The sequence below is a fragment of the Aurantiacibacter gangjinensis genome (genome assembly GCF_001886695.1).
GTDB classification, from domain to species: Bacteria; Pseudomonadota; Alphaproteobacteria; order Sphingomonadales; family Sphingomonadaceae; genus Alteraurantiacibacter; species Alteraurantiacibacter gangjinensis.
This window is the reverse complement of the sequence record NZ_CP018097.1, coordinates 1,887,988-1,914,259: the sequence shown is the minus strand read 5'-3', so window position 1 is coordinate 1,914,259 and position 26,272 is coordinate 1,887,988. Positions and strand designations below refer to the sequence as shown.

Annotated in this window: 24 protein-coding genes, 1 tRNA gene and 1 riboswitch; of the genes, 14 read left to right on the top strand and 11 right to left on the bottom strand. The window is 62.2% G+C overall.

Annotation, left to right across the window (positions count from 1 at the left end):
- Positions 1-69: 69 nt before the first annotated feature.
- From BMF35_RS09400 to dusB, 3 genes are read right to left on the bottom strand one after another with little or no spacing between them, the layout of a single operon-like run.
- Positions 70-1,473: a sigma 54-interacting transcriptional regulator gene (locus BMF35_RS09400; RefSeq protein WP_047005712.1), complete on the bottom strand. Its 1,404-nt coding sequence runs from the start codon at positions 1,471-1,473 to the stop codon at positions 70-72.
- Positions 1,470-2,540, bottom strand: coding sequence for a two-component system sensor histidine kinase NtrB (locus BMF35_RS09395; protein WP_052765894.1), 1,071 nt, complete (start codon positions 2,538-2,540; stop codon positions 1,470-1,472). The genes BMF35_RS09400 and BMF35_RS09395 overlap by 4 nt, the downstream gene beginning before the upstream one ends.
- Positions 2,537-3,553 carry a tRNA dihydrouridine synthase DusB gene (gene dusB / locus BMF35_RS09390; protein ID WP_047005710.1) on the bottom strand — a complete coding sequence of 339 codons (1,017 nt, stop codon included), beginning with the start codon at positions 3,551-3,553 and terminating at the stop codon, positions 2,537-2,539. Before dusB ends, BMF35_RS09395 begins: the two co-directional genes overlap by 4 nt.
- A gap of 80 nt (positions 3,554-3,633) precedes the next feature.
- Between dusB and BMF35_RS09385 the strand changes: the two genes are divergently transcribed.
- Both BMF35_RS09385 and BMF35_RS09380 read left to right on the top strand, forming a co-directional pair.
- On the top strand, positions 3,634-4,785 hold the full coding sequence (locus tag BMF35_RS09385) for a bifunctional 2-C-methyl-D-erythritol 4-phosphate cytidylyltransferase/2-C-methyl-D-erythritol 2,4-cyclodiphosphate synthase (protein ID WP_047005709.1): 1,152 nt from the start codon (positions 3,634-3,636) through the stop codon (positions 4,783-4,785).
- On the top strand, positions 4,782-5,279 hold the full coding sequence (locus BMF35_RS09380; protein ID WP_047005708.1) for a CinA family protein: 498 nt from the start codon (positions 4,782-4,784) through the stop codon (positions 5,277-5,279). The genes BMF35_RS09385 and BMF35_RS09380 overlap by 4 nt, the downstream gene beginning before the upstream one ends.
- Here BMF35_RS09380 and BMF35_RS09375 read toward each other — a convergent pair.
- Both BMF35_RS09375 and lipA read right to left on the bottom strand, forming a co-directional pair.
- A complete protein-coding gene (locus BMF35_RS09375; protein WP_047005707.1) occupies positions 5,240-5,701 on the bottom strand; it encodes a type II toxin-antitoxin system RatA family toxin in 462 nt (153 codons plus the stop codon). The genes BMF35_RS09380 and BMF35_RS09375 overlap by 40 nt on opposite strands.
- Complete coding sequence (gene lipA, locus BMF35_RS09370) at positions 5,701-6,660, bottom strand: lipoyl synthase (protein ID WP_047005706.1); 960 nt, start codon at positions 6,658-6,660, stop codon at positions 5,701-5,703. Before lipA ends, BMF35_RS09375 begins: the two co-directional genes overlap by 1 nt.
- A 37-nt stretch (positions 6,661-6,697) precedes the next feature.
- Here lipA and BMF35_RS09365 point away from each other — a divergent pair, with 37 nt between their 5' ends.
- From BMF35_RS09365 to BMF35_RS09345, 5 genes are all read left to right on the top strand, one after another.
- A complete protein-coding gene (locus BMF35_RS09365) occupies positions 6,698-7,684 on the top strand; it encodes a sodium-dependent bicarbonate transport family permease (protein WP_047005705.1) in 987 nt (328 codons plus the stop codon).
- A 15-nt stretch (positions 7,685-7,699) separates the two neighbouring features.
- Positions 7,700-8,008: a P-II family nitrogen regulator gene (locus BMF35_RS09360; protein WP_047005704.1), complete on the top strand. Its 309-nt coding sequence runs from the start codon at positions 7,700-7,702 to the stop codon at positions 8,006-8,008.
- Between the two features lie 3 nt (positions 8,009-8,011).
- Positions 8,012-8,653: a carbonic anhydrase gene (locus BMF35_RS09355; protein WP_047005703.1), complete on the top strand. Its 642-nt coding sequence runs from the start codon at positions 8,012-8,014 to the stop codon at positions 8,651-8,653.
- 48 nt (positions 8,654-8,701) lie between these two features.
- Entirely contained in the window at positions 8,702-9,415 is a 714-nt protein-coding gene (locus BMF35_RS09350) for an NYN domain-containing protein (RefSeq protein WP_047005702.1), read from the top strand.
- Between the two features lie 86 nt (positions 9,416-9,501).
- On the top strand, positions 9,502-10,323 hold the full coding sequence (locus BMF35_RS09345) for a DUF1206 domain-containing protein (RefSeq protein WP_047005701.1): 822 nt from the start codon (positions 9,502-9,504) through the stop codon (positions 10,321-10,323).
- 75 nt (positions 10,324-10,398) lie between these two features.
- Here BMF35_RS09345 and BMF35_RS09340 read toward each other — a convergent pair whose 3' ends face one another.
- Positions 10,399-10,893 carry a hypothetical protein gene (locus tag BMF35_RS09340; RefSeq protein ID WP_047005700.1) on the bottom strand — a complete coding sequence of 165 codons (495 nt, stop codon included), beginning with the start codon at positions 10,891-10,893 and terminating at the stop codon, positions 10,399-10,401.
- Entirely contained in the window at positions 10,893-12,710 is a 1,818-nt protein-coding gene (gene mutL, locus BMF35_RS09335) for a DNA mismatch repair endonuclease MutL (RefSeq protein ID WP_047006487.1), read from the bottom strand. Before mutL ends, BMF35_RS09340 begins: the two co-directional genes overlap by 1 nt.
- Before the next feature lie 184 nt (positions 12,711-12,894).
- On the opposite strand from mutL, the gene BMF35_RS09330 reads away from it, so the two are divergent.
- The 6 genes from BMF35_RS09330 to BMF35_RS09305 all read left to right on the top strand — a co-directional run bounded on the left by BMF35_RS09330 (position 12,895) and on the right by BMF35_RS09305 (position 18,771).
- A complete protein-coding gene (locus BMF35_RS09330; RefSeq protein ID WP_047005699.1) occupies positions 12,895-13,941 on the top strand; it encodes a rod shape-determining protein in 1,047 nt (348 codons plus the stop codon).
- A gap of 22 nt (positions 13,942-13,963) precedes the next feature.
- Positions 13,964-14,860 carry a rod shape-determining protein MreC gene (gene mreC, locus BMF35_RS09325; protein ID WP_047005698.1) on the top strand — a complete coding sequence of 299 codons (897 nt, stop codon included), beginning with the start codon at positions 13,964-13,966 and terminating at the stop codon, positions 14,858-14,860.
- Entirely contained in the window at positions 14,860-15,414 is a 555-nt protein-coding gene (gene mreD / locus BMF35_RS09320) for a rod shape-determining protein MreD (RefSeq protein ID WP_047005697.1), read from the top strand. The genes mreC and mreD overlap by 1 nt, the downstream gene beginning before the upstream one ends.
- Positions 15,411-17,468 carry a penicillin-binding protein 2 gene (gene mrdA, locus BMF35_RS09315; RefSeq protein WP_047005696.1) on the top strand — a complete coding sequence of 686 codons (2,058 nt, stop codon included), beginning with the start codon at positions 15,411-15,413 and terminating at the stop codon, positions 17,466-17,468. The genes mreD and mrdA overlap by 4 nt, the downstream gene beginning before the upstream one ends.
- The gene (rodA, locus tag BMF35_RS09310) at positions 17,465-18,586 is read left to right on the top strand and encodes a rod shape-determining protein RodA (RefSeq protein ID WP_236781511.1); all 1,122 of its coding nucleotides are present in this window, start codon (positions 17,465-17,467) and stop codon (positions 18,584-18,586) included. Before mrdA ends, rodA begins: the two co-directional genes overlap by 4 nt.
- Before the next feature lie 109 nt (positions 18,587-18,695).
- A tRNA-Lys gene (locus tag BMF35_RS09305) sits at positions 18,696-18,771 on the top strand.
- Between the two features lie 115 nt (positions 18,772-18,886).
- Here the strand turns inward: BMF35_RS09305 and BMF35_RS09300 are convergent.
- The 3 genes from BMF35_RS09300 to tdh form a co-directional block, all read right to left on the bottom strand.
- The gene (locus BMF35_RS09300) at positions 18,887-22,084 is read right to left on the bottom strand and encodes an autotransporter outer membrane beta-barrel domain-containing protein (RefSeq protein ID WP_052765893.1); all 3,198 of its coding nucleotides are present in this window, start codon (positions 22,082-22,084) and stop codon (positions 18,887-18,889) included.
- A 104-nt stretch (positions 22,085-22,188) separates the two neighbouring features.
- On the bottom strand, positions 22,189-23,376 hold the full coding sequence (locus BMF35_RS09295) for a glycine C-acetyltransferase (RefSeq protein ID WP_047005695.1): 1,188 nt from the start codon (positions 23,374-23,376) through the stop codon (positions 22,189-22,191).
- Positions 23,377-23,381: 5 nt separating this feature from the next.
- Positions 23,382-24,410, bottom strand: a complete 1,029-nt coding sequence (gene tdh, locus BMF35_RS09290) for an L-threonine 3-dehydrogenase (protein ID WP_047005694.1) — start codon at positions 24,408-24,410, stop codon at positions 23,382-23,384.
- Positions 24,411-24,450: 40 nt separating this feature from the next.
- Positions 24,451-24,557: riboswitch (SAM-I-IV-variant riboswitch) on the bottom strand.
- A 136-nt stretch (positions 24,558-24,693) separates the two neighbouring features.
- On the opposite strand from tdh, the gene BMF35_RS09285 reads away from it, so the two are divergent.
- Positions 24,694-25,713 carry a M48 family metallopeptidase gene (locus tag BMF35_RS09285; RefSeq protein WP_052765892.1) on the top strand — a complete coding sequence of 340 codons (1,020 nt, stop codon included), beginning with the start codon at positions 24,694-24,696 and terminating at the stop codon, positions 25,711-25,713.
- 5 nt (positions 25,714-25,718) lie between these two features.
- On the opposite strand, the gene BMF35_RS09280 is transcribed toward BMF35_RS09285, so the two are convergent.
- Positions 25,719-26,231: a flavin reductase family protein gene (locus BMF35_RS09280; RefSeq protein WP_047005693.1), complete on the bottom strand. Its 513-nt coding sequence runs from the start codon at positions 26,229-26,231 to the stop codon at positions 25,719-25,721.
- Positions 26,232-26,272 lie beyond the last annotated feature (41 nt).

Here is a 26,272-nt window from a genome sequence, read left to right as displayed (position 1 = left end):
TGCAAGCTTACAACAGGGCTGTTGCCCTATCGCAAGGGAAAAGTGGCGTCATTCCACCATCACGCGCGATCAAGAATGGCCGAAACTATCGGGGTCGATATCGAGATCGGACAGCCTTTTGCGCAGCGTGTTGCGATTGATGCCGAGAAGCCGCGCGGCTTTCACCTGGTTTCCGCCTGTCTTTTGCAGCGCGTGGCAGAACACCGGCCGTTCTAGCTCCGCCAAGGCGGAATGGTAGACCTCGCCTTCGGGAAAGGAGGCTGTCGCTATCCATTGCTCGACAGCCTTGGCAATGTCTCTGGACGACGTGGCGCCGCCAGCGCCATCGTCTAACAACCCCTCAACTGTCGCCGCATCGATCACATCGTCGCGCGCCATCAGCGCAGCGCGCAGCATGAGGTTCTGCAGCTCGCGCACATTGCCGCGCCACGGCTGGTTCGAGAGAAGCCTCGCTGCATCGTCCGAAAGCGAGCGCTGCGGCAAACCGTCCTGCGCCGCCGTAACGAGAAAGTGCCGCGCAAGGGCGGGCACATCATCCGTCCGCTCCCGTAAAGGCGGCAGTTTGATCGGCACGACGTTCAACCGGTAATACAGATCTTCCCGAAAAGAGCCGTCGGCGATCATCGGCAGCAGGTCGCGATTGGTCGCAGCCACGATACGGACATCGACGGCGATTTCCTCGCGGCCGCCCACTCGGCGGATCCGTCCGGATTGCAGGGCGCGCAGAAGGCGCGTTTGCGCTTCTGCCGGCATGTCTCCGATTTCGTCGAGGAACAGTGTGCCGCCATCGGCCTGCTCGAATTTGCCGATAGTGCGCGCGGTCGCGCCCGTGAATGCGCCCTTCTCGTGGCCGAACAGCTCGCTTTCGATTAGCTCGCGCGGGATTGCCGCCGTGTTGACAGCGACGAACGGCGCGGCCTTGCGCGCGCCCAATTGATGGATCGCCTCTGCAACCAGCTCCTTGCCGGTTCCGCTCTCGCCCAGAATGAGAACGGTGAGGTCGTTGTTTAGCAAGCGGGTGATCAGGCGATAGACATCCTGCATCGCCGCGCTGCGACCGATCAGCGGCAAGCCTTCGGCGGGATCTGCATCGACAGCAGGCGCCGTTTTCCGACTATCCGCAGCCTGCAGAGTGGCACGGACCAATTCGTCCAGATCGAACGGTTTGGGGAAGTACTCGAAGGCCCCGCCATCGCTCGCGCGGATCGCCGTATCGAGGGTGTTTTGCGCGGAGAGGATGATGACCGGCATCTCGGGATAAGTCTCCCGCACCCGGTCGAGCGTTGCGAGCCCATCGCCATCCAGCAGCATGACATCGGTCAGCATCACGCCATAGGCGCCCGTTGCCAGCGCGGCGTCGCGCGCGACGATCGTGTCGCACGCATCGACGCGGAAGCCCTCATCCTCCAGCGCAGCCCTGATGACGGTGGCGATGGCGGCATCGTCCTCGACCAGCAAAGCCTTGCGGTTCATGCGCTTTCCTCCTCCTCGCGCGCCATGGGCAGGTGCACGCTGAAATGCGTCCAGCCAGTTCTTTCATCACGCTCATGCGAAACCCGCCCGTCCATGTCGCGGACAAGTTTCTGCACAAGCGCCAGCCCCAATCCCTGCCCGTTCTGCTTTGTCGACACAAAGGGTTCGAAAATATCTTCGCGTATGCGGGGATCGATGCCCGCACCGTTGTCGCTGACGCGGATTTCGATAGGCAGTCCGACCGGCCTGCCCAGCCGGATGACATTCATCACCAGCCCGCTGACGAACCTTGTGCGCACCCGCACTTCGGGGGTAACACTCTCGCTACAGGCGTCGCGAGCATTCGCCAGCAGGTTCACAAGCACCTGCACCAGCGCGCCTTCATTCGCCAACACATGCGGCAGCGAGGGATCGAATTCATCGCGCCAGCTGATGCTCGTGTCGCTCGCCATTTTCACAGTGCCGTAAGCGCGGTGAATAGCCTCATGCGGATTGACCGGTCCTACCGGCTCAGGCCGTTCTCGCCCAAGCCGCTGCATCCGGTCGACCAATTGCGCGATACGGTCGACCTCGTCGGTGATAAGCGCGGTGAGTTGGGCTTGCGTCTCGTCCGCCTTCCGCGCGAGCAGCTGCGCGGCGCCCCTGATTGCGGCCAGTGGGTTCTTGATTTCGTGAGCCAGCACAGCCGGTCCGCGCAGCGTACCGCGCCGGTCATGGTCGCCCATTCGCTCATCCTGGCTGGCGTCCGACAGTGTCACCACTTGCCAACCGGGATGGCTGTGCAGTGCCGATAGCGTGAGATTGAGCCGCAAATCTTGGCTTCCCACACGGGCGTCGAGACCACGCGCGATCAATTGCCCGTCAGGCTCTCTCAGCTTCTCGCGCATGGAATTGCTCGTGAAGCGCACCACATCGAGAAACGGCTGGCCGCAAAGGCGATGCGCGCTGAGGCCGAGCAGGTTTTCAGCCGCCGGGTTCGCTTCGGTGATGACCATGCCGGGCGACAGCACCAGCATCGCGAAGGACAAGCCATTGATCTGGTCGCGCGCGGCGGGCCTATCGTTCACGCGGCGCGGCGCCTCAGGAATGGCTCGTAGAAGCGTTCCAGCTCGCCCAGCACCTGTTTGGCGTCGTCGATCACGTTGACCTTGTTCCGGAAATCGGCGGAGCCGTGCATCCCCCTGGTGTACCAGCCCAAGTGCTTGCGCGCGATCTTCACGCCCACGGGCTCGCCATAATGATCGAGCATCTGCGCGTAATGTTCGATGACGGTCTCGTACTGCTCATCAAAGGATGGGCTTTCGAGCGCTTCGCCGGTCTGCCACCAATGCATCACCTGCCCCAGCAGCCACGGCTTGCCATAAGCACCGCGCCCGATCATCAGGCCATCCGCGCCGGATTGCTCCAGTGCCGTGGCAGCATCGGCGATGGAGCAGATATCGCCGTTCACGATGACGGGAATGCCGACCGCGTCTTTCACCTTGCGAATGAAGGACCAGTCGGCGCTACCTTTATACATCTGGTTGCGCGTGCGCCCATGGACGGTGATCATCTTCACGCCTAGATCTTCTGCGATATGCGCCAGTTCGGGCGCGTTGAGGCTGGCATGGTCCCAGCCCATGCGCATCTTGACGGTGACGGGCACGTCCACCGCTTTTACCGTAGCTTCCATCAGCTTTGTCGCCAGCGGCACTTCGCGCATCAGGGCAGAGCCAGCAAGCTGGCCCACCACCTTGCGCACGGGGCAGCCGAAATTGATGTCTATGATCGCCGCGCCGTTGTCTTCCTGCAGCTTTGCCGCTTCGCCCATGCTGGCAGGATCGCAGCCGACCAATTGCATGGAGACGGGCTCTTCGCTCGGATGCCATTCGGCTTTTTGGATGGACTGGCGTGTCTCGCGAATGGCCGCTTCGCTGGCAATCATCTCGGTGACATTGAGGCCGGAGCCGTAGCGGCGTACCAGCGTGCGGAACGGACGATCGGTGACCCCCGTCATCGGCGCGAGCACGACCGGGCAGTCGATCCGTACAGGACCGATGTCGATTGGCGTGACTGCCGGAGGGGTGGGAAGATCGCTCATGTCGCTCAATGTGCCTAAAATATAGGCAGCCGCATAGTGGATTGCGAGCCGCGGCTCAAGCGGCTAGCGCCGTGCCGCCCATGGACAGTATTCCCCCGCCCTCGCCCCGCATTGCCGCCGTAATCGTGGCCGCCGGCAAGGGGCTGCGCGCAGGCCAGCCTGTTCCCAAGCAATTCACGCCTTATCGCGGCTCCAGCGTTTTGCGCATCGCCGCAGAGAATTTGCGGGCTGCGGGTGTGGGCCGGATCGCGGTGGCCATTCCGGAAGGGGCGAATGAGCTCGCCAGCAAGCTGCTCGATGGCATGACCGACATCACCCTGCTGACCGGCGGCGCGACGCGGCAGGAAAGCGTGGCCCAAGGCTTGGAGGCGCTCGCCAGCGATGCCCCTGCGGTGGTGCTGATCCACGACGCGGCGCGGCCCGATTGCCCGCCTGCCGTAATCGAACGCCTGGTGGAAGCTTTGGCTTACCACGCTGGCGCGATCCCCGTGCTGCCGGTGGTCGATTCCATGGTCGTCGCGCGCGATGGCGTGATGGCGCAAAACGCTGAGCGGGAGAAACTGCGCCGCGTCCAGACTCCGCAGGCATTCGGCTTTGCTGCCATCCTCGCGGCTCACCGCGATTGGAGCGGCGGTGCCGATGCAGGCGACGATGCCCAGGTGCTTCGTGCGGCTGGGTATGACATCGCGCTTGTCGAAGGCGACGAGGCACTGCGCAAACTGACTTACAAGGAGGATTTTGTGACAGCATCGCTCTCCGTTCGCATGGGATCGGGTTACGACGTTCACCGGCTCGTCGATGGCGAGGAGCTGTGGCTGTGCGGAGTGAAGATCGATCATCATCAAGGGCTCTCTGGCCACTCGGATGCCGATGTCGGGTTACATGCCGTGGTGGACGCCATCCTCGGTGCCATCGCACAGGGCGACATTGGCGATCATTTTCCTCCGACTGATCCGCAATGGAAAGGCGCGCCCTCCTCTCGCTTCATCGAGCATGCAGTAAAACTGGCTGCCGATGCCGGTTACCAAGTCGGCAATGTCGACCTGACGCTGATTTGCGAAGCGCCGAAAATCGGCCCGCACCGAGAGGCAATGCGCGAGAGGCTCGCAGCTCTATTGGGGTGCGATGTGTCTGCCATCAGCGTCAAGGCGACCACGACCGAACGCCTCGGCTTCACCGGTCGCGGCGAAGGGATTGCAGCGCAGGCCGTAGCTGTCATGGTGAAGATATGAGCGACACGCTGCTACCCGCCGAAATCACCGATCTCGCTCGCCGCGTGGTCGAGGAGAATGCCGCCGCCGGTCGCAAGATCGCCTTGGCCGAAAGCTGTACCGGCGGACTGGTGGCCGCCGCCATCACCGAAATTCCCGGCAGCTCGGCCGTACTCGATCGCAGCTTCGTGACCTATTCAAACGAGGCCAAGCAGACCTTGCTGGGGGTTGAGGACGATATTCTGGAAGCCTTCGGTGCCGTCTCGGTCGCCTGCGTGTATTCCATCGCGAAAGGCGCGCTGGAACGCAGCGGCGCAGATGTGGCCGTAGCGATTAGCGGGATCGCAGGCCCCGGCGGCGGGTCGGAGACAAAGCCAGTCGGCACTGTGGTTTTCGCGCGCGCTATTCGCGGGGTCGACCAGCCTGAAGCGGAGGAGCGTCTATTCGAAGATGAAGGACGATCCGGCGTGCGCCGTCAGGCGACGCTTTGCGCGCTGGAATTGTTGCTGCCGTAAAGCTCTTCGGCGCGCGTTTCGAAAGCGGCGACCATCTTGCGGAAAGCGCGGTCTATATATTGGCCGGCCAGCGTCTCGAACATGATGTTCTTGAACGCGAAATCGACACAGAAATCGATCTCGCAGCAATTTTCGCCGCAGTCGCGGAACGTCCAGTTATTGTCGAGATCGCGCAGCGGGCCGTCGACATAATGCACGTGGATCGTATTCGGACGATCCTTCACCACCTTGCTGGTGAATTTCTCGCGCAGCGCCTTGAAGCCGACCAGCATGTCCGCCGTCATCTCCGTATCGCTATCGCGCCGCACGCGCGTGGCAACCACCCACGGCAGGAATTTGGGATAGCTGTCGACATCGGCCACGAGGTCGAACATCTGCTCTGCCGTGTAAGGCAGGCGGTGCGTTTCCTGAATTTTCGGCATCAGGCTTTGGCCTTGGCCGCTGCCTTGGCGAGCCTCTCCTCGCGTGCAGCTTTCATCACGGCGAAATCGTCCCCGGCGTGATAGCTGGAACGGGTAAGCGGGCTGGAAGCGACCTGCAGAAAGCCTTTGGCGCGCGCAATCGAACCGAATGCGGCAAAAGCTTTCGGGGTCACGAAATCTTCGACCTTCGCATGCTTGGGCGTGGGCTGGAGATACTGCCCCATGGTGATGAAATCGACATCGGCGCTGCGCATGTCGTCCATCACCTGGTGCACTTCCAGCCGCTGCTCGCCCAGTCCCAGCATGATGCCGGACTTGGTGAAGATCATCGGGTCGTGGCTTTTGACCTCTTCCAGCAGGCGAAGCGAAGCGTAATAGCGCGCGCCGGGGCGGATGGTGGGATAAAGCCGCGGCACGGTTTCCAGATTGTGGTTGTACACATCCGGCCCCGCTTCGCAGATTTTCTCGACCGCAGGCCGCATCTTGCCGCGAAAGTCGGGCGTGAGGATCTCGATAGTCGTCTCGGGGGTCTCGCGGCGCAGCGCCTTGATGACTTTCACGAACTGGTCAGCCCCGCCATCGGGCAGGTCATCCCGGTCGACGCTGGTGATGACGATATGGTTCAGCCCCATTTCGCCCGCTGCAATGGCGACGTTCTCCGGCTCCATCGGATCGACGATGCGCGGCATGCCGGTCTTCACATTGCAGAACGCGCAGGCGCGGGTGCACACATCGCCCAAGATCATGACCGTCGCATGCTTCTTGTCCCAGCACTCGCCGATATTGGGGCAAGCCGCTTCCTCGCACACCGTGTTCAGCTTCAGGTCGCGCATCAGCTTGCGCGTCTCGTGATAGCCCTTGGACACCGGCGCTTTCACCCGGATCCAGTCAGGCTTGCGCTGGCGCTGCGGACGATCGCCTTCAGGCTGCGGTTGGGGAGGATTGGAAAGATCGGTCATTTCACGGCCCACTTAGTGGCCAGACTTGCCATAGGCAATGCCGCAAGGCATCACGCGCCGCATGGACGCCGCAGCACTGCAAACCTTCACATCGCCGGTAGTGCTTTTCTTCGTCCTCGGCTTCCTCGCCGCGCTGGCCAGATCCGACCTCGCCATCCCCGAAGCGATTGCCAAGGGCATGTCGCTCTACCTGATGGCCGCCATCGGCCTGAAAGGGGGCGTGGCCGTATCACAATCGGGCGTGGACGTGACCGTCGGTCTTGCCCTCGCCGCAGGGATTGGCGCGAGTTTCCTGCTGCCGCTGATGGCATACGCCATGTTGAAAGGCTTCGGCAAACTCGACCAGCTGAATGCGGGTGCGGTTGCAGCGCATTACGGCTCCGTCAGCGTGGTAACTTTTGTCACCGCGGTGGAGATTTACGAACTGCAGGGCATTCCCCCCGGCGGATATATGGTCGCAGTGATGGCGGCGATGGAAACGCCCGCCATCCTCACCGGCTTGCTACTGGCGCGCCGCGGGATGGACCGCCAGCAACAGGGCACGAGCGAGCTGTTACATGAAGTATTCTTCAATGCTTCGGTCGTGCTTTTGCTCGGCGCTTTTGTAATCGGCATGATAGGCGGCGCGGATGGCTTCGCCGATGTTTCGCCCTTCTTCGAGGCTGGCTTCAAGGGCGTGCTGTGCCTCTTCCTTCTCGACATGGGCCTGATCGCTGCACGGCGCCTCTTGGATTCGCGCGCCATGACATGGCGGCTCGGCTCGATTGCGATTGCGCTGCCCATCATCAATGGCGCGCTGGGAACGGCTCTGGGTGCGGCCATCGGCCTCGACACCGGCTCCGCCGCTGCTCTCGGCGTGCTATGCGCCAGCGCCAGCTATATCGCCGTGCCTGCCGCCATGCGCCTTGCCTTGCCGCAGGCCGATCCGGGAATCTACCTCACAATGTCGCTTTCGGTGACATTTCCCTTCAACATCCTCGTCAATATCGCGCTGATCGGCGCGCTGGCGAGCAGGCTGACCTGACCGGGAGGACGCGATATGATCGAAACCGTGATCCGCAAGCGCATCGAAATCCTCGCGGACAAGGTGATGATCCGCACCGTCACCGACGCCATCGACGCTGTCGGTATAACCGGCTGGACGATTACGCCTGTCGATTCCGGCAAGGGGCGTGAGGGTCGCTGGCGCGAAGAGCGCGTGATGGGCACCGACAAGGTCCTGATCCTCACTATCGCCAGCCAAGAGAATGCCGACGCGTTGGCGGAAAAGATCGCGCCGATCCTGACATCGCACGGATTCCTGCTGACCATGTGGGACGTCGAAGTCATTCGCGGCGAGAGGTTCTGACCGGTGCCCGAGTTCGACGAATTGATGCGCGGCTATGGGCGTTTTCGCGCGAGCGGCTATCCGCGCCAACGCGAACGGTATGAGAAGCTGGTCGCCGAAGGACAGCATCCGGGCCTCATGGTCATCAGCTGTTCCGACAGCCGGGTAGACCCGGCGCAGATCTTCGACGTTGATCCGGGCGAGATATTCGTCGTTCGCAATATCGCGGCATTGGTGCCACCCGCTTCGGCAGAACCGTCGCGAGACGGCGTTTCCGCAGCCCTCGAATATGCCGTCACGATGCTCGAGGTTCGCCAGATCGTCGTGATGGGCCACGGCATGTGCGGCGGCTGCAAGGCTGCACTGACGCAAGAGCTGCGCGACGCGAAACCGGGCGAAGGCGGATATGTCGGCGATTGGGTCCGGCTCCTAGACGGCGCCCGGGAAGGCGTGATTGCCGAGCATGGTGAAAGCGGCCCTGACGCTGAGCGCGCTATGGAGCTAGCCGCTGTCCGCCAGAGCCTTGCCAATCTGCGCTCTTTCGATTTCGTGCGGCACAGGCTCGATAGCGGCTCTCTGAAATTGCACGGCACATTCTTCGCGCTGTCCGAAGGCACGCTCTACCATCTGGAGGACGGCAGCGACGCATTCGAGCCGGTGGGCTAACCCAGCGGCAGGCTTGCGCCAGTGCCCGCGCCTCGCCATGACAGCGCGATGCCTGAAGCAGAACTCAAGAATATCGCCCTCCTCATCGACGCCGACAATGCAAGCCATCAGGGCATCGACCCGGTGCTGACCGTGCTGGCCGAACTCGGCCAGGTGAATATCCGCCGCGCCTATGGAAACTGGGCGAAGCCCGCGCTTTCCAACTGGAACAAGATCACCCACCGCTTCGGCCTGCAGCCGATGCAGCAATTCGACCTGACGAAGGGCAAGAATGCGACCGACATCGCCATGGCGATCGATGCCATCGATCTGCTGAATGCCGGCAAAGTGGACGGGTTCGGCATCATGTCGTCCGACAGCGATTTCACTCCGCTCGTCACCCGGCTGCGGCAGGACGGCATGATCGTTTACGGCTTCGGCGGATCGAAAGCACCCGAAGCCTTCCGGTCGGCCTGCACCCGCTACATCGATGTAGACAGCCTGATCCGCACGGCAAAATCGGACGATGACCGGTCCTCGCCCGATACCAAGGTCGATGACGAGCTTATCCACTTGCTCGGCGATGCGTGGCGCGCCTCCAGCCGCGACGATGAGGGCTTTGCCCGCTTGCACGAAGTCGGACAGATCGCCGGCAACCGCTCAAGCTTCGATGTACGCAATTATGGGTTCAAGCGCCTTTCCGAACTGATGCGCGCGGCCGGCGACAACTTCAAGATGGAGCGGCGCGAGGATAAGCAGCTCTACGTAAAACGGCTGCGCTAAGACCTTCTTTTTCCTTGGCACCAAACCCTGCGTCGCCCGTTGGTTGCAAAACCTAAGACAGGGCCGGGAACAGGGAGTTTGCCATCATGGTCGATAAATCCGAGAAATTTAACTGGTTCGTGCGCCTTGGCTTCTTCAGCCGCGCGATCCTTTATTCGCTGGTCGGCATCATTGCTCTGACCAGCGCCAGCAAAATCGCGGAAGGCACGAATGGCGTGTTCCGCGCGATCGAGGACTTCCCGCTTGGCAGCGTGATCCTGTGGCTGATGGTGTTCGGTCTTGCCGCCTATGGCCTCTTCCGCCTTGCGAGCTTCGCTTTCGACATCGAGAACCACGGAAGCGACGCCAAGGGTTGGGGTAAGCGCCTTGGCCATGCGGGTAGCGGAATCGGACACTTCGCGCTCGCCTTCTCCGCGTTCCAATTCGCCAATAGCGGCTCGGGCGGTTCCGGCGGTTCGAGCGGAGGCTCCGGCGGCGGCGCGCAGGAAGCTGCCTCCGGCGTGCTCTCTGTTGAATTCGGCGGCATCGTGCTGGGCATCCTCGGCATCGCGTTCTTCATCGCCGCTGCGAACCAGGCTAAAAAGGGTGTCACGGCCAGCTTCATGAACCGCATTGCCGGTAGCGCACCGTCCTACACCAAGACGGTCGGCCGGATCGGCTATCTTGCCCGCGCGGTCGTGTTCGGCGTTATTGGCTGGTCGGTCTTCAGCGCCGGCTTCCTGTCGGGCGGGAGCGACCAGGTGAAGACGCTGGGCGATGCCGTGGCGAGCCTTGCCGGAAATGGTATCATCTTCACACTGGTCGCGCTGGGCATGCTCGCCTTCGGCATCCTCAGCCTGATCCTTGCGCGTTACCGGATCATTCCGGACATGGGATCGGACGGCAAGGTGCCGAGCTTCCGCACCTGAAACGCGAAACGCTTTCAAAAAGGGGCGCGCGGATTGCGATCCGCGCGCCCTTTTCTCTTTCGCATCGGCCCGGAGCTATGCTCCGCAGTCGACGGCGCCCGTACCTGTATAAACGACACGGTCGAAGCGATCCCGCAGCCATACCGTACCCTCGTAAAAGGGGCTATCGTCGCTCGCTTCCTTCTCTGCCACTTCGAGGCGGAGCGTGAATTCGCGGCCATTGTAAAAGGACCGGCTATTGGCAGGCAGTTCGCGCGATCCGGGATCGGCCGCGAAGCGCAGCATCTCGCCATCGATCTTCATATAGGCGTCCGTCTCGCGGGCTATCACCCGCGCGCCCATGCTCGTACCGGGTGCGTAAGAGCACGCGAGGCCGAAAAGGTCGTTCGTCTCCATGTCGGCATATTGGATAGGCTCCGGCACCACCTCTTCCAGCGGAGGCAATGTGTCGTTGGCCTCGCGAACCTGCTCTGCGAGCATCCGGTCGTCCTCGGCACGCTGCTCTGGCGGAACGTCATTGCCGCAAGCGGCGCAAGCAAGCGCAATGGTTAGAGCAAGAGCGATCCGCATCAGTGCCTCCCGAACAGTTTCTCGACGTCGTCCATCGACAGCTTCACCCACGTCGGTCGGCCGTGATTGCACTGCCCTGAACGCGGCGTAGCTTCCATCTCGCGCAGCAGAGCGTTCATTTCATGCACGTTCAGCGTGCGCCCTGCCCGCACGGAACCGTGGCACGCCATCGTTGCCAGGACGTGCTCGATCTTTTCGCCCAGCAGCAGGCTTTCGCCATGCTTGGCAAGATCGTCGGCCAGATCGGTCAGCAGAGCTTCCGGATGCGCGCGCTTGAGGCTGGCGGGCATAGCCCGCACCAGCATGGCGCCCGGGCCGAAGCGTTCGATCACAAGACCCAGCGTGGTGAAATGCGCGATCTGCTCCTCCAGCCTGTCGCAAGCCGGTTCGTCCATCTCGACCACTTCTGGCATCAACAGCGCCTGGCTCGCCGCCACCTTGTCGCCCGCACCTGCCGCGCGAAGCCGTTCCAGCACTATGCGCTCATGCGCTGCGTGTTGGTCTACGAGAACGAGTCCGTCGGCGGCTTCGGCGACGATATAGGTGTTGGCGACCTGACCGCGCGCGATGCCTAAGGGGAAGTTCTTGTCATCGTCTCGAAGCGCCTCCGCTTCGACCGCCCTGCCCTGTGGCGCGGCAAGCGTTTCATTCGCGTCCCACCCTGCGCGCGCTTCAGCGACCGAGTGGATGCCTGGCGACGGCATCGACCAATCCCGCCCGGAAAAGATGGATCGCAGCGCCGGTGCAGGCCCATCCGCCAGCGGCTCCTGCTGCCAACGGTTCATGGCATTGCTATCCGGAGCCTGTGCGCTGCGTCGGTCTCCGGTCGAGAGCGCCTGCCGCAATCCGCTGACGATGAAGCCACGCACTGCCTGCGCATCGCGAAAGCGCACCTCGGTTTTTGCCGGATGCACATTCACGTCGACATCGGCGAAGGGGATGTCGAGAAACAGCGCCAGCACGGCGTGGCGGTCGCGCGCCAGCATGTCGGCATAAGCGCCGCGCACCGCCCCGGTCAGCAAGCGATCTTTGACCGGGCGACCGTTTACGAAAAGATATTGGTGATCGGCGATGCCGCGATTGTAGGTGGGCAGCCCAGCCACGCCCGTCAGGCGCATCGCGCTATCGCCGCTTGGTCGCTCCAGCTCGATGAACACCCCGTTATCCGCCAGTTCGCGGGCGATAAGCTGGGACACCCTTGTTTCGACGCTCTCGCCAGGCTGCACCGCAAATTTGCGGCGAGCGCCGTGTTCGAACGTAAATCCGATATCGGGCCGCGCCATTGCGAGGCGCTTCACCACGTCCTGGCAGGCAGCGTATTCGCTGCGCGGCGTACGCAGGAATTTTCGCCGCGCCGGAATTTTTGCGAACAGGTTTTCAACTCTCACCCGCGTGCCCGGTGGTAGGGCGGCAGGGCCTTCTTCAACCGATGTGCCGTGATCCACGACCCGGCGCCAGCCCTCTGCCGCGCCGACCGGACGGCTCTCTATCATCAGCTTCGCCACCGACCCGATGGACGGCAGGGCTTCCCCACGGAAGCCGAGTGTCGCCACCTGTTCGATCGCTTCATCCGGCAGTTTGGACGTGGCGTGTCTCTCCAGCGCAAGCGCTATCTCTTCCGGCGTCATGCCGCAGCCATCGTCGGTGATTTCGATGGAGCCGAGCCCGCCCTCGACGATGCTCACGACAATCCGAGCCGCGCCAGCATCAATGGCGTTTTCCAGCAATTCCTTCAGCGCGGAAGCGGGCCGCTCCACCACTTCGCCCGCCGCAATACGGTTGACCAGGGTTTCGGGAAGGCGGCGAATTTGCGGCATGGCGCGCATACTATCGACCACTCGCCGCATTTTCGAGGCAAACCGGGGCAAAATATCCGGCTTTTCGACAAATTTTTTGGCGTTTTCCGAATCGCCGCGTTAGAGAGCGGCACCTTTCAAAATATCGGCGGGTCATGCGCAGAGTCTTTGCGACAGGATACCTTCATAAAATACGGATTTCTCGATGAGTTCTTTCTTCTCCAATCTCTTCAAATTCGGTTCGCAGAACATGGCCATCGACCTCGGCACGGCCAACACGCTGGTGTATGTGCAGGATCGTGGCATCGTGCTGAATGAACCTTCGGTTGTGGCCATCGAGACGATCAACGGCGTGAAGCGCGTCAAGGCCGTGGGCGACGATGCGAAGCTGATGATGGGTAAGACTCCCGACAACATCGAGGCCATCCGCCCCTTGCGCGACGGTGTGATTGCCGACATCGAAATCGCCGAGGAGATGATCAAGCACTTCATCAAGAAGGTGCACGGTCGCAATACCATGTTCCGCTATCCGGAAATCGTGATCTGCGTACCCTCCGGTTCGACCTCGGTCGAAAAGCGCGCCATTCGCGATGCAGCCAGCAATGCCGGCGCGTCGGACGTCTTCCTGATCCTCGAGCCGATGGCAGCGGCCATCGGTGCAGACATGCCGGTAACCGAGCCTGTCGGCTCCATGGTCGTCGATATCGGTGGCGGCACGACCGAAGTCGCAGTCCTTTCGCTGCGCGGCCTCGCCTACACCACGTCCGTGCGCACCGGCGGCGACAAGATGGACGAAGCCATCGTGTCCTATGTCCGCCGACACCACAACTTGCTGATCGGCGATGCCACAGCGGAGCGGATCAAGAAAGATTATGGCGTCGCCACTGTGCCCGAAGATGGCGTTGGCGAAAGCATCATCATCAAGGGACGTGACCTTGTGAACGGCGTGCCCAAGGAAATCACTATCAACCAGGCGCATATCGCCGAAGCTCTGTCCGAACCGATCGGGGCCATTGTCGAGGGTGTTCGCATTGCGCTGGAAAATACCGCGCCCGAACTGGCGGCCGATATTGTCGACCAGGGTATCGTGCTGACCGGTGGCGGCGCGCTGATCCGCGGGCTGGACGATCACATCAAGGAAGAGACCGGCCTGCCCGTCTCCATCGCCGAAGATCCGCTGACCTGCGTTGCCGTGGGCACCGGAAAGGCCATGGAAGACCCCATTTATCGCGGCGTTTTGATGACCGCCTGATCGAAGGTATAGACTTCGAGGCATGGCACCGCCCGCAAGCAAACAGCGCTCCGGATCGAACAAGAAAGCACAGCTGGGGCTGTTTGCCGGCTATCTGGCGGCTGGCCTCAGCGCGGTGCTGGGCATCCTGTTGCTCGCCATTTCACTGTGGCGGCCGGAGACGTTTCAAGGCTTGCGAAGCATGGCAAGCGACGCGGCGGCGCCTGTTGGCGATGTCAGCGCGGCTGGCCGTGTCGGCACGCAGAGTTTCTTCGAATCCATCGCCGGATATTACGAAGCTGGCAGCAAGAATGCCGAGCTGGAGCAGGAAATCGAAATCGCCCGCGTCCGCCTCGCCGAGGCGCGTGCGCTGGAGCAGGAAAACGAGCGCCTGAAGGCCGTACTCGGCCTTGCCGAAGGTGACATCGAACCTGTCGCGATCAGCCGCCTGATCGGCTCGACGAACTCCAGCACCCGCCGGTTCGCCTATCTTTCCGCCGGACGCGATGACGGTGTGGAGCGCGGCATGCCTGTTACCTCCCCCATGGGGCTTGTCGGCCGCGTGCTCGAAGCCGGCAGCAACACCTCGCGCGTCCTCCTGCTGACCGATACGGACAGCGTAGTACCCGTGCGCCGGGCGACCGACAATGTCGTCGCTTTTGCCGAAGGACGTGCCGACGGTTCTCTGCGCATCCGCCTCATCAATCTCGGCATCAATCCGCTGGAGGAAGGCGACATCTTCGTCACCTCCGGCGCGGGGGGAATGTTCCATCCCGGTACCGCCGTCGCCATGGTCAGCGAAGTGACCGACGATGGCGCCATCGGGCAAATTCTCGGCAATCCGGCAGCGACCGATGTCGTGACGGTGCAGCCCATCTGGCAGGGCGACATTATCGAGGCGATGGAAGAGCCGCTCGAGAGCGGGCAGCCGGTGGAGTAATGGAGCGCCTCAACCCTAGCGCCCGGCGCGATGCCTATGGCAGCAAGATCAATCGCGACCATTCGCCGGTGCTGGCTTACGGCCTGCCATGGCTCACCATCATCCTTGGTTCGCTGGCGCCACTGCTTCCGACGATTGCGCTGGCACCGGTTGTGCCGCCACTGGGCTATATGATGCTGCTGGCGTGGCGTTTGGCACGGCCCGGGCTCCTGCCCATGTGGGCCGGCCTGCCGCTGGGTTTTATCGACGATATGTATTCCGGCCAGCCCCTGGGCAGCGGCATCCTGCTATTCTCGCTCACTATGATTGCGCTGGAACTGCTGGAGATGCGATTCCCCTGGCGCAGCTTCTGGTATGACTGGCTGACGGCAGCCGGCTTCCTCGTCATCTACCTCTTCCTCGCAGCGCTGGTTTCCGGTGCGGATCTGACCTGGATGCAATTCCAGCTGTTGATTCCGCAGGCCTTGCTCACCGTGCTGCTGTTTCCCATTATCGCTAAGGTGGTTTCCCTTTTCGACAGGATGCGGCTGAGCCGTGTAAGACGTATCGGATGAGTATCGGCCCGAAATTGACGTCCAACTCGCTGAAGCAGGTTTTCGACCGGCGCAGCTTTGTCGTGGGCGCAATGCAGGGCGGTATCGGGCTGCTGCTGGCAGCGCGTATGGGCTATATCGCCGTGGCCGAGAACGAGCGGTGGGAAATGGAAGCGGAGAGCAACCGCGTCAATCTCTCGCTTATTCCGCCGCGCCGTGGCTGGATCCTCGATCGCAACGGCTCTCCGCTTGCCTCCAACCGTGCCGATTTTCGTGTCGACATCATTCCGGAACGATTGACCAATTCGGACGAGACTGTCGACATCCTTGGCGACCTGCTGGAATTCTCGGACCCTGAGCGGGCCGATTTGCGCGATCGTATCGCGGACTCTCGCGGTTTCTCGGCTGTGCCGGTCGCCAATGGCCTCGATTACGACAAGTTTGCCGCCGTCAGCGTGCGCATTCCCGAATTGCCGGGCGTAATCCCGCAGCGTGGCTTCTCCCGCTATTACCCGACTGGCCCGTCCGTCGGCCACCTGATCGGCTATGTCGGCGCGCCGAGCCGCGAGGAATATGAGGAAGAGCCGCAGCCCCTCCTGCTCACTCCCGGCTTCAAGCTCGGCAAGGACGGGATCGAAAAGCAGTTCGAGGAAGAATTGCGCGGCGAGCCAGGCGCGCGGCGTGTCGAGGTGACGGCATCCGGGCGCATCGTCCGCGATTTGGAAACCCGAGAGGACGTGCAGGGCAATGCCGTCCAGCTGACTATCGACGGGCCGCTACAGGATTATGCAGCACGCCGGATCGGGCTGGAATCCGGCTCCGTCGTGGTGATGGATTGCTTGACCGGCGACCTTCTCTGCATGGCTTCCATGCCCAGCTTCGATCCGAACAGCTTCTCTGATGGGATCGGGCGGCTGGAATATTCCATGCTGCGCGAGAACGAGCGCGTGCCGCTGCGCAACAAGGTGCTGCAGGGTCTTTACCCGCCCGGCTCTACGGTCAAGCCGACGGTCGGCATGGCGCTTTTGGGCGAAGGCATCGATCCGGATGAAACCGTGTTCTGCGGTGGCGGCCTGCGCGTTGGCAATCGCGTGTTCCGCTGCTGGAACCGATCCGGCCATGGCGCGACCAATCTCGACAAGGCCATCGCGCAAAGTTGCGACGTGTATTTCTACGCCATGGCGCAGCGCACCGGGATGGACCCGATTGCGCAGGCGTGCATGCAATACGGCATGCAGGAACGCTTCGACCTGCCGGTGGTGAACCAGTTCTTCGGCACCGTCCCCCATCCCGAGTGGAAGATGGAGAAATACGGCACTGAATGGCAGGCGTTCGACACGGTCAACGCCACCATCGGGCAAGGCTACATGCTTGCCAGCCCGCTACAGCTTGCCGTGATGTCCGCGCGGCTGGCAACGGCGGAAGCGGTGCAACCGCGACTGGTGTTGCGGAATGACAGACCGCAATTCCAGAGCATGGGGCTTAGCGAAGAATACAAGGCCTATGTCCGCCAATCGATGAGCAATGTGGTGAACGGCGCGGGCACCGCTGGCCGCGCGCGCCTTCCCATCGACGACGTGCTGATGGCCGGCAAAACCGGCACAGCGCAGGTGGTTGGCCTGAACCTGTCGGACGGCAAAACCGGCCCGTGGCGGTTCCGCGACCACGGTCTTTTTATCTTCTTCGCGCCCTTCGATAATCCGCGCTATGCAGGCGCGGTCGTGATCGAGCATGGCGGCGGCTCCGGCTCCGCCTATCCGATCGCCCGCGACGTGATGACTTACCTGTTCGATCCGCAAAAGGGCCTCGACGCCCTGCTGCCGCTCGAGGAGCAATGGGGTGGCACCGCGCAGGAACGGCTGGATCGACAATACGCGCAATTCGCCGCCGCCGAGGGTGTGGACCTTCCGCCCGCCCCTCCCCCGGTGACGTTGGCCGAGCAAGTTGATGCGGAAGCCCGCGCAGCGGTTGCCGAGCCCGAAAGGGCCGCGACCGACGCCTTTACGCCGCGTGAAGAAGCCAATCCGCGTGCCGACGCTGACGAGCCTCCTGCTGCGGAGGCTACCGGCACGTGAGAGGCGAAATTAGCTTGCCCGCGCCCATCGCGGAATTTCCGTGGCGCGTGGTCATTCCTCTGTGTTTGCTCGTCGCTCTTGGTGCGGCTGTGCTGCACTCCGCAGCAGGCGGATCGATGTCGCCTTATGCCGACAACCACCTCATCCGCTTCGGCGTATTTTTCATCATGGCCATGGTCATGTCGCGCTTTCCGGAGGAATGGGCGAGGTTTGCCGCTATCCCGGTTTATATCGCCATCCTCATCCTGCTAGCCGCTGTGGAAGTCGTCGGACAACTTGGCGGCGGCAGCCAGCGTTGGCTCGACCTTGGTTTTATGCGCCTCCAGCCATCGGAGCTGATGAAGCCTGGCATCGTGCTGATACTCGCGATGTTTTTCCACGGGCTGCCTGTCGGAATGATCGCGAGCTGGCGCGCGCTTCTCCTGCCGCTGGGCCTGATGGGTCTGCCGATGGCCTTCGTCCTTCTCCAGCCCGATCTCGGGACATCGCTCGCCATCGCGTTCGGCGGTATCGTGGTGATGTTCCTCGCCGGCATTCCGCAGAAATGGTTCATCGGCGGCGCGATTGCCGCCGTGCCGCTGGGCATTGCAGCCTATTTCTTCGGCCTCCAGCCCTACCAGCAGCAGCGCGTGATCACCTTCGTCAATCCCGAGAGCGATCCGCAGGGTGAAGGCTACCAGATCATCCAGTCGAAGATCGCCATCGGCTCGGGCGGGATGACCGGCAAGGGTTTCGGCGAAGGCTCGCAGAGCCAGCTCGACTATCTGCCCGAACCGCAGACCGACTTCGTGTTCGCGACCATGGCCGAGGAATGGGGGCTGATGGGCGGTCTTTTCGTGCTGCTGGTTTTCGGCATCATCCTGCGCTGGGGCATGATCGTGGCGCGTGACGCGCATACCCGTTTCGCGCGATTGCTTGCCAGCGGGATGACGGCCACCATCTTCTTCTATGTCGCCATCAACCTGCTGATGGTGATGGGCCTCGCCCCCGTGGTTGGCATCCCCCTGCCTTTCATGAGCCATGGCGGATCGTCCATGCTGACGAACATGATCTGCGTCGGCGCGCTGATGATGGTGGAGCGCTGGAACATGCAAAGCGCCCGCTCCTCTTTCGGCTGAGCCTTCATCGGCGCGACAAACCCCTTGTCTCCGCTGCGACAATCGCTAAATGGACGCCTCCGCCGCGAATCGCACCAAGCCTCGCGGCCTCCAGCGAATACGCCGGAACGGACGCATAGCTCAGTTGGTAGAGCAGCTGACTCTTAATCAGCGGGTCCTAGGTTCGAGCCCTAGTGCGTCCACCACCTCCCTTTAAAAGCATGCTTGCCATGGCCCCGGAGCGGCGCCGGTGCTCTTGCATGCGAAAAGGGCGGCCACCTGTTGGTGACCGCCCTTCCGTTTGCTTCGGTTTCGTCAGATTCAGAAGCCGAAGGACACCCCGATCTGTACACCCGTGTTCCCGAAGTCGTCCGCCCCGATGCCGTCGTGATATGCCGAAGCGCTGGCGCGGAAGCCGCTTTGCGAGAACAGGTCCAGACCGCCCTCAATCCGTCCGCGGAAATCGCCGAACGTGTCGGTGAAGCCCGGGGGCAGCAGGCTGGCGAGAGCAGCATCCGGATCGGTGCCGAAGGTGTAGATCGCATCCACTTCGCCATAGGGGCGCAGGCTCCAGCCACCTTCCAGATCGACCGAGTGCATGATGCGCGGCCGCAGGCTGATATCGCCCTGGTCGACCGTCTGGCCCGGCACCTGGATGCCGAGGCTGTCGGTATACGCCTGCTGATCCTCGCTGAAATAGCGCACCGTCAGGGCCGGACGCAGAACGGTCGCAGCGCCCAGTTCCAGTTCGCCGTAGAGCGAGCCGGAATACAGGCTGCGGCTGGTCTCGAATTCATCGGCGAAGCCCGGAACTGCAACGATGGTGTTGTCCGACTGACCCCATGCTGCGCGCAGTTCGGCGTAGAGTTGGGGCGTGAGGCGGGCGACAAGGTAGGGCCCGACCATCCAGCCATCGCCCTCGCCTTCTCCGACGGTCAGCTCGTCGGCATCGCTGTAGTCGTCGAACTGCGCGAGCGCACCGACCAGCAGGCTGTCGCCGATCTTCAGATCTGCGCCGACATGGACGATGCGGAAATCGGCGTCCTGTGCGCCGATATTGGCGCTGCTGAAGGATGCCTCGGCCCAGATGTCGAATGCCCGATCGGCAGAACCCGTGGCGCGCGCCAGGCTGGCGCTGGCCTGCATATGCGTGCTGGAGATGCTCGCCATCAGCGGCAGGTGCTGCGAGCCCGGCAGCGTGAGGCCAGCCACATTCACCGAGCCTGCGCCCGATCCACCACCGGTAAAGCGGTCGAGTCGACGCTGGAGATCCGGCTGGTTGGCGAGGATCAGCGCATTGCGGCCGGTCAGGTAGTTGTAGATCGCAGCCTGCGCCGCTTCACGCGAATTGGCCGCGGTGAACGTGCAGGTCACGTCCTCGCCCGCCGCAAGGTCGATAGTCGCCGTGCGGCTGGCGACATTGCCGGTCGAATCACTGTCGGAGCAGCTGATATCGGTCACCGCGATGCCCTGCGCCGACAGGTCGGCCGCCGTGACGGTGTATGTGCCGACAGGAACGCTGGTCGCCGTCACCTGCGCCGAGCCATCCGAGGTGTTCAGCGTGGTCGCAAGCGCCGCGAGGCTGGAGGTGAAGGTGACTGCCGTATCGCTGCCGGTCACGCGCTGGACGATGGTGATCGTGCCAACGGCTTGCACGGTGATGTCCACCGTATCCGTCGCGGTGACATCGCCATCGCTGACGGTCAGCTCGAAAGTGATCACGCCGCTTGCGTTGGGCGCTATGAAGGTCGGCTGGGCCGCGGTCGCGTCCGACAGGGTGACGTTCGGTCCGCTGGTCTGTACCCAGCTATAGGTCAGCGTGTCGCCATCGGGGTCGGTCGAACCGGTACCATCGAGCGTTACCGTCGCTCCGCCGTCGACCGGTCCCTGATCGGCCCCGGCATTTGCGACCGGAGGCTGGTTGGCAAGGACCGTGATGGTAACGGTTGAAGTGGACGATTCGTCTCCATCATCGACCGTAAGGCGTAGCACGATGGTTTGGTCGACCGATCTGCCGGTAGGCGCAAGGAAAGTCGGAGTTGCACTGGTCGGATCCTGAATTGTTATGGGTGGACCCGAAACCTGTTCCCAATCATAGGTCAAAGGATCGCCCTCGGGATCGGTCGAGCCGGTACCGTCCAGTTGCACGCTATCGCCCTGGCTCACTGTCTGGTCGGCACCGGCATCCGCTGTCGGCCCCTGATTGACCGCAAGCGTCACCTGCGTAGAGGCGGTGCCCGTTTCGTCGAATATATCGGTAGCCCGCAATTCGAAGGCGAGCGTGTCGCCGCTCGCGACACCTGCCGGTGGCGCCGTAAAGGTCGTAACTGCCGAATTGGGGTTATCGATCGTCACCGCAACACCGGTCGTTTGCACCCACTGATAGAAGATCTGGTCGCCTTCGGGATCGGTGGTCCCCGATCCATCGAGAGTGAAAACCTGATTACCCGTGCCGGACGACGGCGTGATCGTGGCGGATGCGACGGGGGCTTCATTGCCCGCCACTTCGATCTCGACTGTATCGGACGCGGTCACGGTACCATCGTCGACAGTCAATTCGAAGACGATCGACTGGTCGTCGCGAGCGCGCGGAGGTGCGGTAAAGGTTGGGTTGAGGATCGTGGAGTCGCTCAGGGTGACGGACGGTCCGCTGGTCTGCACCCACTGATAGGTCAGTGCGTCATTGTCCGGATCGTTGGCGCTACCGGTCAGCTGGACGGTCGATCCACCCTGCACTCGCGTGTCCGTGCCGGCGTCGACGACCGGTGTCCTGTTGTTGGACAGAATGGTGATGGTTTGAGCATCCGAAACCGTCTCCAATGCTGCATCGGTCACTTGCAGCTGGAAGGTGAAGTCGGTGCTCACGGTCGGGTTGAGGGTCGGCAATACCACAGATGTGGATGCTGCGTTGGGCGATATGATGTTCGCTGTCGGACCGGATGTCTGCACCCATTGATAGCTAACTGCATCGCCATCGGCATCAGAAACGGTGGAGTTGAGCAAGACTGTTTGCGTGGTCGAATTAAAGGACCGGTCGGGACCGATATCGACCACGGGCGCATTGTTCGGAGCCATCTCGGCGCATTTACCGCCCTCTGCGATCAAATCGGCGCGCGGGATAACGAAGGTGTCGATATATGGCGCAATTTGTCCGGGTATCAGATCGCGAAGAGTAACACTTCGTTGCGCCCGTTGTCCGTTATTGATGTCCAGAACGAAAGTCGGTCGCGTAAGTGTCGTGCCAACAGGGACCCCTACTTCGTCTCTGTTTTCAGTTCCGAACGTATTGCTTTCTATTTCCACAGCGACCTGATCATTGCCGGTATTGTCGGCGAGCGTGCCTGTAATGCTGTGATTGATGGTCAGGCGACAAACCACAGGCCGCGCCTCGTAGGACACGCTGTTGATCGTACCCGTCGCGGCAAAGGCGGGCGCGGCGATGGAACTGGCAGATGCGATAATCGCGGCCGATGCACTCGCACGCAGCAGCGCGCTTTTCGAAACTCGATCGGTAAACATGTGTCGAAACTCCCTCACTATTCGAGGGAGGGATTACCGACAGCATTGGCCGCGCCCCATGCCATGGCATGGGCACCATCATCATGGCATGGCGGTGAAGGGCGTCAGTCGATCAGGCGGGCCTTGACCTTGCCGAACGCTTCGATGGCGCGGTCGATCTCTTCATAGCTGAGGCCGGAGGACATCTGCGTGCGGATTCGGGCCTTGCCCTTCGGGACCACCGGATAGCTGAAGGCGACGACATAGACGCCTTCCTTCAGCATCTCGTCGGCGAATTCCTTGGCGAGCTTCGCCTCGTACAGCATCACCGGCACGATGGCGTGCTCGCCCGGCAGCAGGTCGAAGCCGAGGTCGGTCATCTTCCGGCGGAAATAGGCGGTTTTCTCGCGCAGATCGGCGATGTGCTGCGGATTGTTCTCCACGGCATCCAATGCGGCGATAGCTCCGCTGACGACCGGCGGTGCCACCGTGTTGGAGAACAGATACGGCCGCGAGCGCTGGCGCAGCAGTTCGACAACTTCTTTCTTCGCGCTGGTATAACCGCCGCTTGCGCCGCCCAGCGCCTTGCCCAGCGTGCCCGTGGTGATGTCCACCCGGTCCATACAGCCGCGATATTCATGCGTGCCGCGACCGCGCTCACCCACGAAGCCGGTGGCGTGGCAATCGTCGAAATGCACCAGCGCATCGTATTTGTCTGCCAGGTCGCAGATCTTGTCGAGCTGGGCGATGAAGCCATCCATCGAGAACACACCATCGGTCGTGATGAGCTTGAAGCGCGCGCCCGCCTCTTCCGCCTCTTTCAGCTTGGCCTCGAGGTCGGCCATGTCGTCGTTCTTGTAACGATAGCGCATCGCCTTGCTCAGCCGGATGCCGTCGATGATGCTTGCATGGTTGAGCTCGTCGGAAATAACCGCGTCTTCAGCCGTCAGCAGCGTCTCGAACAGGCCGCCATTGGCATCGAAGCAGGACGGGTAGAGGATGGTGTCCTCCATCCCGAGAAAGTTCGAGAGGCGCTGCTCCAGTTCCTTGTGCTGGGTCTGCGTGCCGCAGATGAAGCGGACCGACGCCATGCCATAGCCCCATTCGTCCACGCCCTTGCGCGCGGCGGCGTTCACGTCGGGATTCTGGGCGAGACCGAGATAATTGTTGGCGCACAGATTGATGACTTCGCGGTCCTTCAGATCGACCACCGCGCCTTGTGGGGAATCGATCAGGCGCTCGTCCTTGTAGAGACTGTCCGCCCGGATCTGGTCGAGCTCGCCTTGCAGGTGCTGCTGGAACTTGCCGTACATTCTGTTCAATCTTCCCAGTTCAGAACGACCTTGCACGCCTCGCCCGAGAGCATGGCCTGAAAGCCCTTTTCATATTCCGTATATGGCAGGCGGTGCGTGATGATCGGCGAGAGGTCGAGGCCGGATTCGATGAAGACGCTCATCTTGTACCAGGTTTCGAAAATCTCGCGGCCATAGACGCCTTTCAGCGTCAGCATGTTGAAGATGACCTTGTGCCAGTCGATGTCCATGCCGCCGGGCGGCAGGCCGAGAATGGCGATCTTTCCGCCATGGGCCATGTTATCAACGAGCGAGGCGAAGCCTTTTTCATTGCCCGACATTTCGAGGCCCACGTCGAAGCCCTCGGCCATGCCGAGTTCCTTCTGCACATCCTCAATAGTCTCGCGGGTGACATTGACGGCGCGGGTTACGCCCAGCTGTTTCGCCATTTCCAGGCGGTTGTCATTGAGGTCGGTGATGACGACATGGCGCGCCCCGGCATGGCGGCATACGGCAGCGGCCATCAGCCCGATGGGCCCGGCGCCGATGATGAGTACGTCCTCGCCCAGCACATTGAATTGCAGCGCGGTATGCACGGCATTGCCGAACGGGTCGAAGAGCGAAGCCACATCGAGATCGATGCCGTCATTGTGCAACCAGACATTGGCGGCCGGAATGCAGAGATATTCGGCGAAGGCCCCGGGCCGGTTAACCCCGATACCGTCTGCATCGGCGCACATGTGACGGCGCCCAGCCATGCAATTGCGGCAGCGCCCGCACACGACATGGCCCTCGCCGGACACGATCTGGCCCTTCTCGTACCCTTTCACATTGTCGCCGATATCCACGATCTCGCCGACGAATTCGTGGCCGACCACCATGGGTACCGGAATGGTCTTTTGCGCCCATTCGTCCCATTTGTAGATGTGCATGTCGGTGCCGCAGATGGCCGTGCGCTTCACGCGGATCATCACATCGTTGATGCCCATTTCGGGCTTTGGCACATCCTGCAGCCACAATCCGGGCTCTGCCTTGGCTTTCACAAGAGCTTTCACGTTGTCCTACCTCTCTCATTCTGGACGACGCACTGCACGAGGGCAGTTGACCGGTTGCCTGCTGGCCGCATCGTCCTGTCAGGGACCACCACCTTGCCGGTCTGGCAGGTTGGCGCGGGCATTGCTGCCCATCTCGAAATGCAGAGCCGGAATGGCTCCAAAGCCCCCTTGGCCGCTTGCGCGCCTGAGCGCAAGTGCTGCCGAACCTGTCGACATCGCCTGTCGCCTGCCCTAGCCTCGCGCGCTGATGAAATCCCGAAATTTCAAGAGGTCCGGATGGTTCATGGCCGCCACGATTGAGATGATTTGCCCGCATCAGTCTTTCCGAACCTTGCGCGGCTTGGCGTTGATGCTTGCCGCGCTCTTCCTGCTTCCCGCCACCAGCCTTTCCGCACAAACGATCGACGAATTGGAAGCGCAGGATCTTCGGCTCGCCGGGATTGCGGACAACATCCTGCTGGCGAATGCCCGCCTGTGCCGGACGCGGATGCCTGTCAGCGGCCTCATCCTCCACAGCCGCGACCAGTATGGCGATCTGGTCTCGGAAGAGCGCTTTGCCTCGGGCGACTATGCCATCGCGCAGGTTCTGCCGGGATCGGCAGCGGCAGGCGCGGGACTGCAGCGTGACGATGCGATCCTGGCAATCAACGGCACGGCGGTCGATAGCCTGGAACCTCAAGGCGCGACGCACTTACGCGAAGTGGCTTTCGACATACTGGCCGATGCAGCAATGAACGGCCCTCTCTCTCTGACCATTGCCCGTGGCGGCGAGCGTTTCGAAGTAGCCCTGGACGCGCCAAGCGCTTGTCGGGCTTTAGTCGAAGTCCGCCTTGGGGAAGGCGCGCGGGCACGCACCGACGGTCGGATCATGCAGCTGACATATGTTTACATGACGCTGCTCAGCGACGACGAAGTCGCGATCGCTGTGGCGCATGAGCTAGCGCATATCGTGCTGGAGCATCGCCGGCGCAAAACCGAGGCAGGCATCGACAATGGCAGCATCTTCCGCTCGTTTGGACGCAACCAGCAAATCAATCGCGCGGCAGAGATCGAGGCGGACAGACTGTCGGTCCACCTGCTGGCCAACGCCGGATACGATCCCGCTATCGCGGAGCAGTTCTGGCGCAGCGAGGTGGGCGCATCCTCCAGCGCACTTTCCATACCCAGCTTTGTCTATCCCTCGCGGGAGGACCGGGCGGATCTGATAGCGCGGGAAGTCGCCATGTTTCTGCCGCTGCGGCGTGGGCCAAGTTGGCCGGGGCATTTGCTCCAGCTGCGGAACCGGCCGTTCAGCGACTATTGAACCGCTCAGGCGTCGGGGTCGCGCTGGGGCGCTTTGCTGATGTCGATGTAGTCGCGGTCGAAATAGGTGAGCGGGGTCGCGTCGTCGCGGTGGTTGGCGGCCAGCAGTTCACCGATGAAAATGGTGTGCGTGCCGAAGACTTGGCGATGCGCCGTTTTGCAGATCAGGCTGGATTGCGCCGTGGCAAGCACGGGCACTTCATGCTCGTCCACCCATTCGCCCACGCCAAAACGGTCGGGGCGCGGCAGCATGAACCGCTCCGCCACATCGCGATTGCCCAGCCCCAGCACGTTGACGCAGAACCGCTCCGCGCGCTCCATCGGGTCGTGCAGAGAAGCCGTGCGATTGACGCACACCAATAGCGAAGGCGGCTCGAAACTCAGTGAGCTGACCGCCGTCGCCAGGATCCCGTAGCGCTGCCCCGCATCCATTGTCGTGACGGCATATACAGTGGCAGCGACATGGCGCATCGCATCGCGGAAGTTCTCGACAAGCTCGCTATGTCCTACACCGTGCATGGCGCTCTAATGCCCGCGCAGCTGCCATCGCGCAAGGCGAA

What these genes read in the sequence shown, in the direction of transcription:
- BMF35_RS09400 (WP_047005712.1), bottom strand. Translation starts at nt 1,473, where the DNA reads ATGAACCGCAAGGCTTTGCTGGTCGAGGACGATGCCGCCATCGCCACC.
- dusB (WP_047005710.1), bottom strand. Translation starts at nt 3,553, where the DNA reads ATGAGCGATCTTCCCACCCCTCCGGCAGTCACGCCAATCGACATCGGT.
- BMF35_RS09385 (WP_047005709.1), top strand. Translation starts at nt 3,634, where the DNA reads ATGGACAGTATTCCCCCGCCCTCGCCCCGCATTGCCGCCGTAATCGTG.
- BMF35_RS09380 (WP_047005708.1), top strand. Translation starts at nt 4,782, where the DNA reads ATGAGCGACACGCTGCTACCCGCCGAAATCACCGATCTCGCTCGCCGC.
- BMF35_RS09375 (WP_047005707.1), bottom strand. Translation starts at nt 5,701, where the DNA reads ATGCCGAAAATTCAGGAAACGCACCGCCTGCCTTACACGGCAGAGCAG.
- lipA (WP_047005706.1), bottom strand. Translation starts at nt 6,660, where the DNA reads ATGACCGATCTTTCCAATCCTCCCCAACCGCAGCCTGAAGGCGATCGT.
- BMF35_RS09365 (WP_047005705.1), top strand. Translation starts at nt 6,698, where the DNA reads ATGCCGCAAGGCATCACGCGCCGCATGGACGCCGCAGCACTGCAAACC.
- BMF35_RS09360 (WP_047005704.1), top strand. Translation starts at nt 7,700, where the DNA reads ATGATCGAAACCGTGATCCGCAAGCGCATCGAAATCCTCGCGGACAAG.
- BMF35_RS09350 (WP_047005702.1), top strand. Translation starts at nt 8,702, where the DNA reads ATGCCTGAAGCAGAACTCAAGAATATCGCCCTCCTCATCGACGCCGAC.
- BMF35_RS09345 (WP_047005701.1), top strand. Translation starts at nt 9,502, where the DNA reads ATGGTCGATAAATCCGAGAAATTTAACTGGTTCGTGCGCCTTGGCTTC.
- BMF35_RS09340 (WP_047005700.1), bottom strand. Translation starts at nt 10,893, where the DNA reads ATGCGGATCGCTCTTGCTCTAACCATTGCGCTTGCTTGCGCCGCTTGC.
- mutL (WP_047006487.1), bottom strand. Translation starts at nt 12,710, where the DNA reads ATGCCGCAAATTCGCCGCCTTCCCGAAACCCTGGTCAACCGTATTGCG.
- BMF35_RS09330 (WP_047005699.1), top strand. Translation starts at nt 12,895, where the DNA reads ATGAGTTCTTTCTTCTCCAATCTCTTCAAATTCGGTTCGCAGAACATG.
- mreC (WP_047005698.1), top strand. Translation starts at nt 13,964, where the DNA reads ATGGCACCGCCCGCAAGCAAACAGCGCTCCGGATCGAACAAGAAAGCA.
- mreD (WP_047005697.1), top strand. Translation starts at nt 14,860, where the DNA reads ATGGAGCGCCTCAACCCTAGCGCCCGGCGCGATGCCTATGGCAGCAAG.
- mrdA (WP_047005696.1), top strand. Translation starts at nt 15,411, where the DNA reads ATGAGTATCGGCCCGAAATTGACGTCCAACTCGCTGAAGCAGGTTTTC.
- BMF35_RS09300 (WP_052765893.1), bottom strand. Translation starts at nt 22,084, where the DNA reads ATGTTTACCGATCGAGTTTCGAAAAGCGCGCTGCTGCGTGCGAGTGCA.
- BMF35_RS09295 (WP_047005695.1), bottom strand. Translation starts at nt 23,376, where the DNA reads ATGTACGGCAAGTTCCAGCAGCACCTGCAAGGCGAGCTCGACCAGATC.
- BMF35_RS09285 (WP_052765892.1), top strand. Translation starts at nt 24,694, where the DNA reads ATGGCCGCCACGATTGAGATGATTTGCCCGCATCAGTCTTTCCGAACC.
- BMF35_RS09280 (WP_047005693.1), bottom strand. Translation starts at nt 26,231, where the DNA reads ATGCACGGTGTAGGACATAGCGAGCTTGTCGAGAACTTCCGCGATGCG.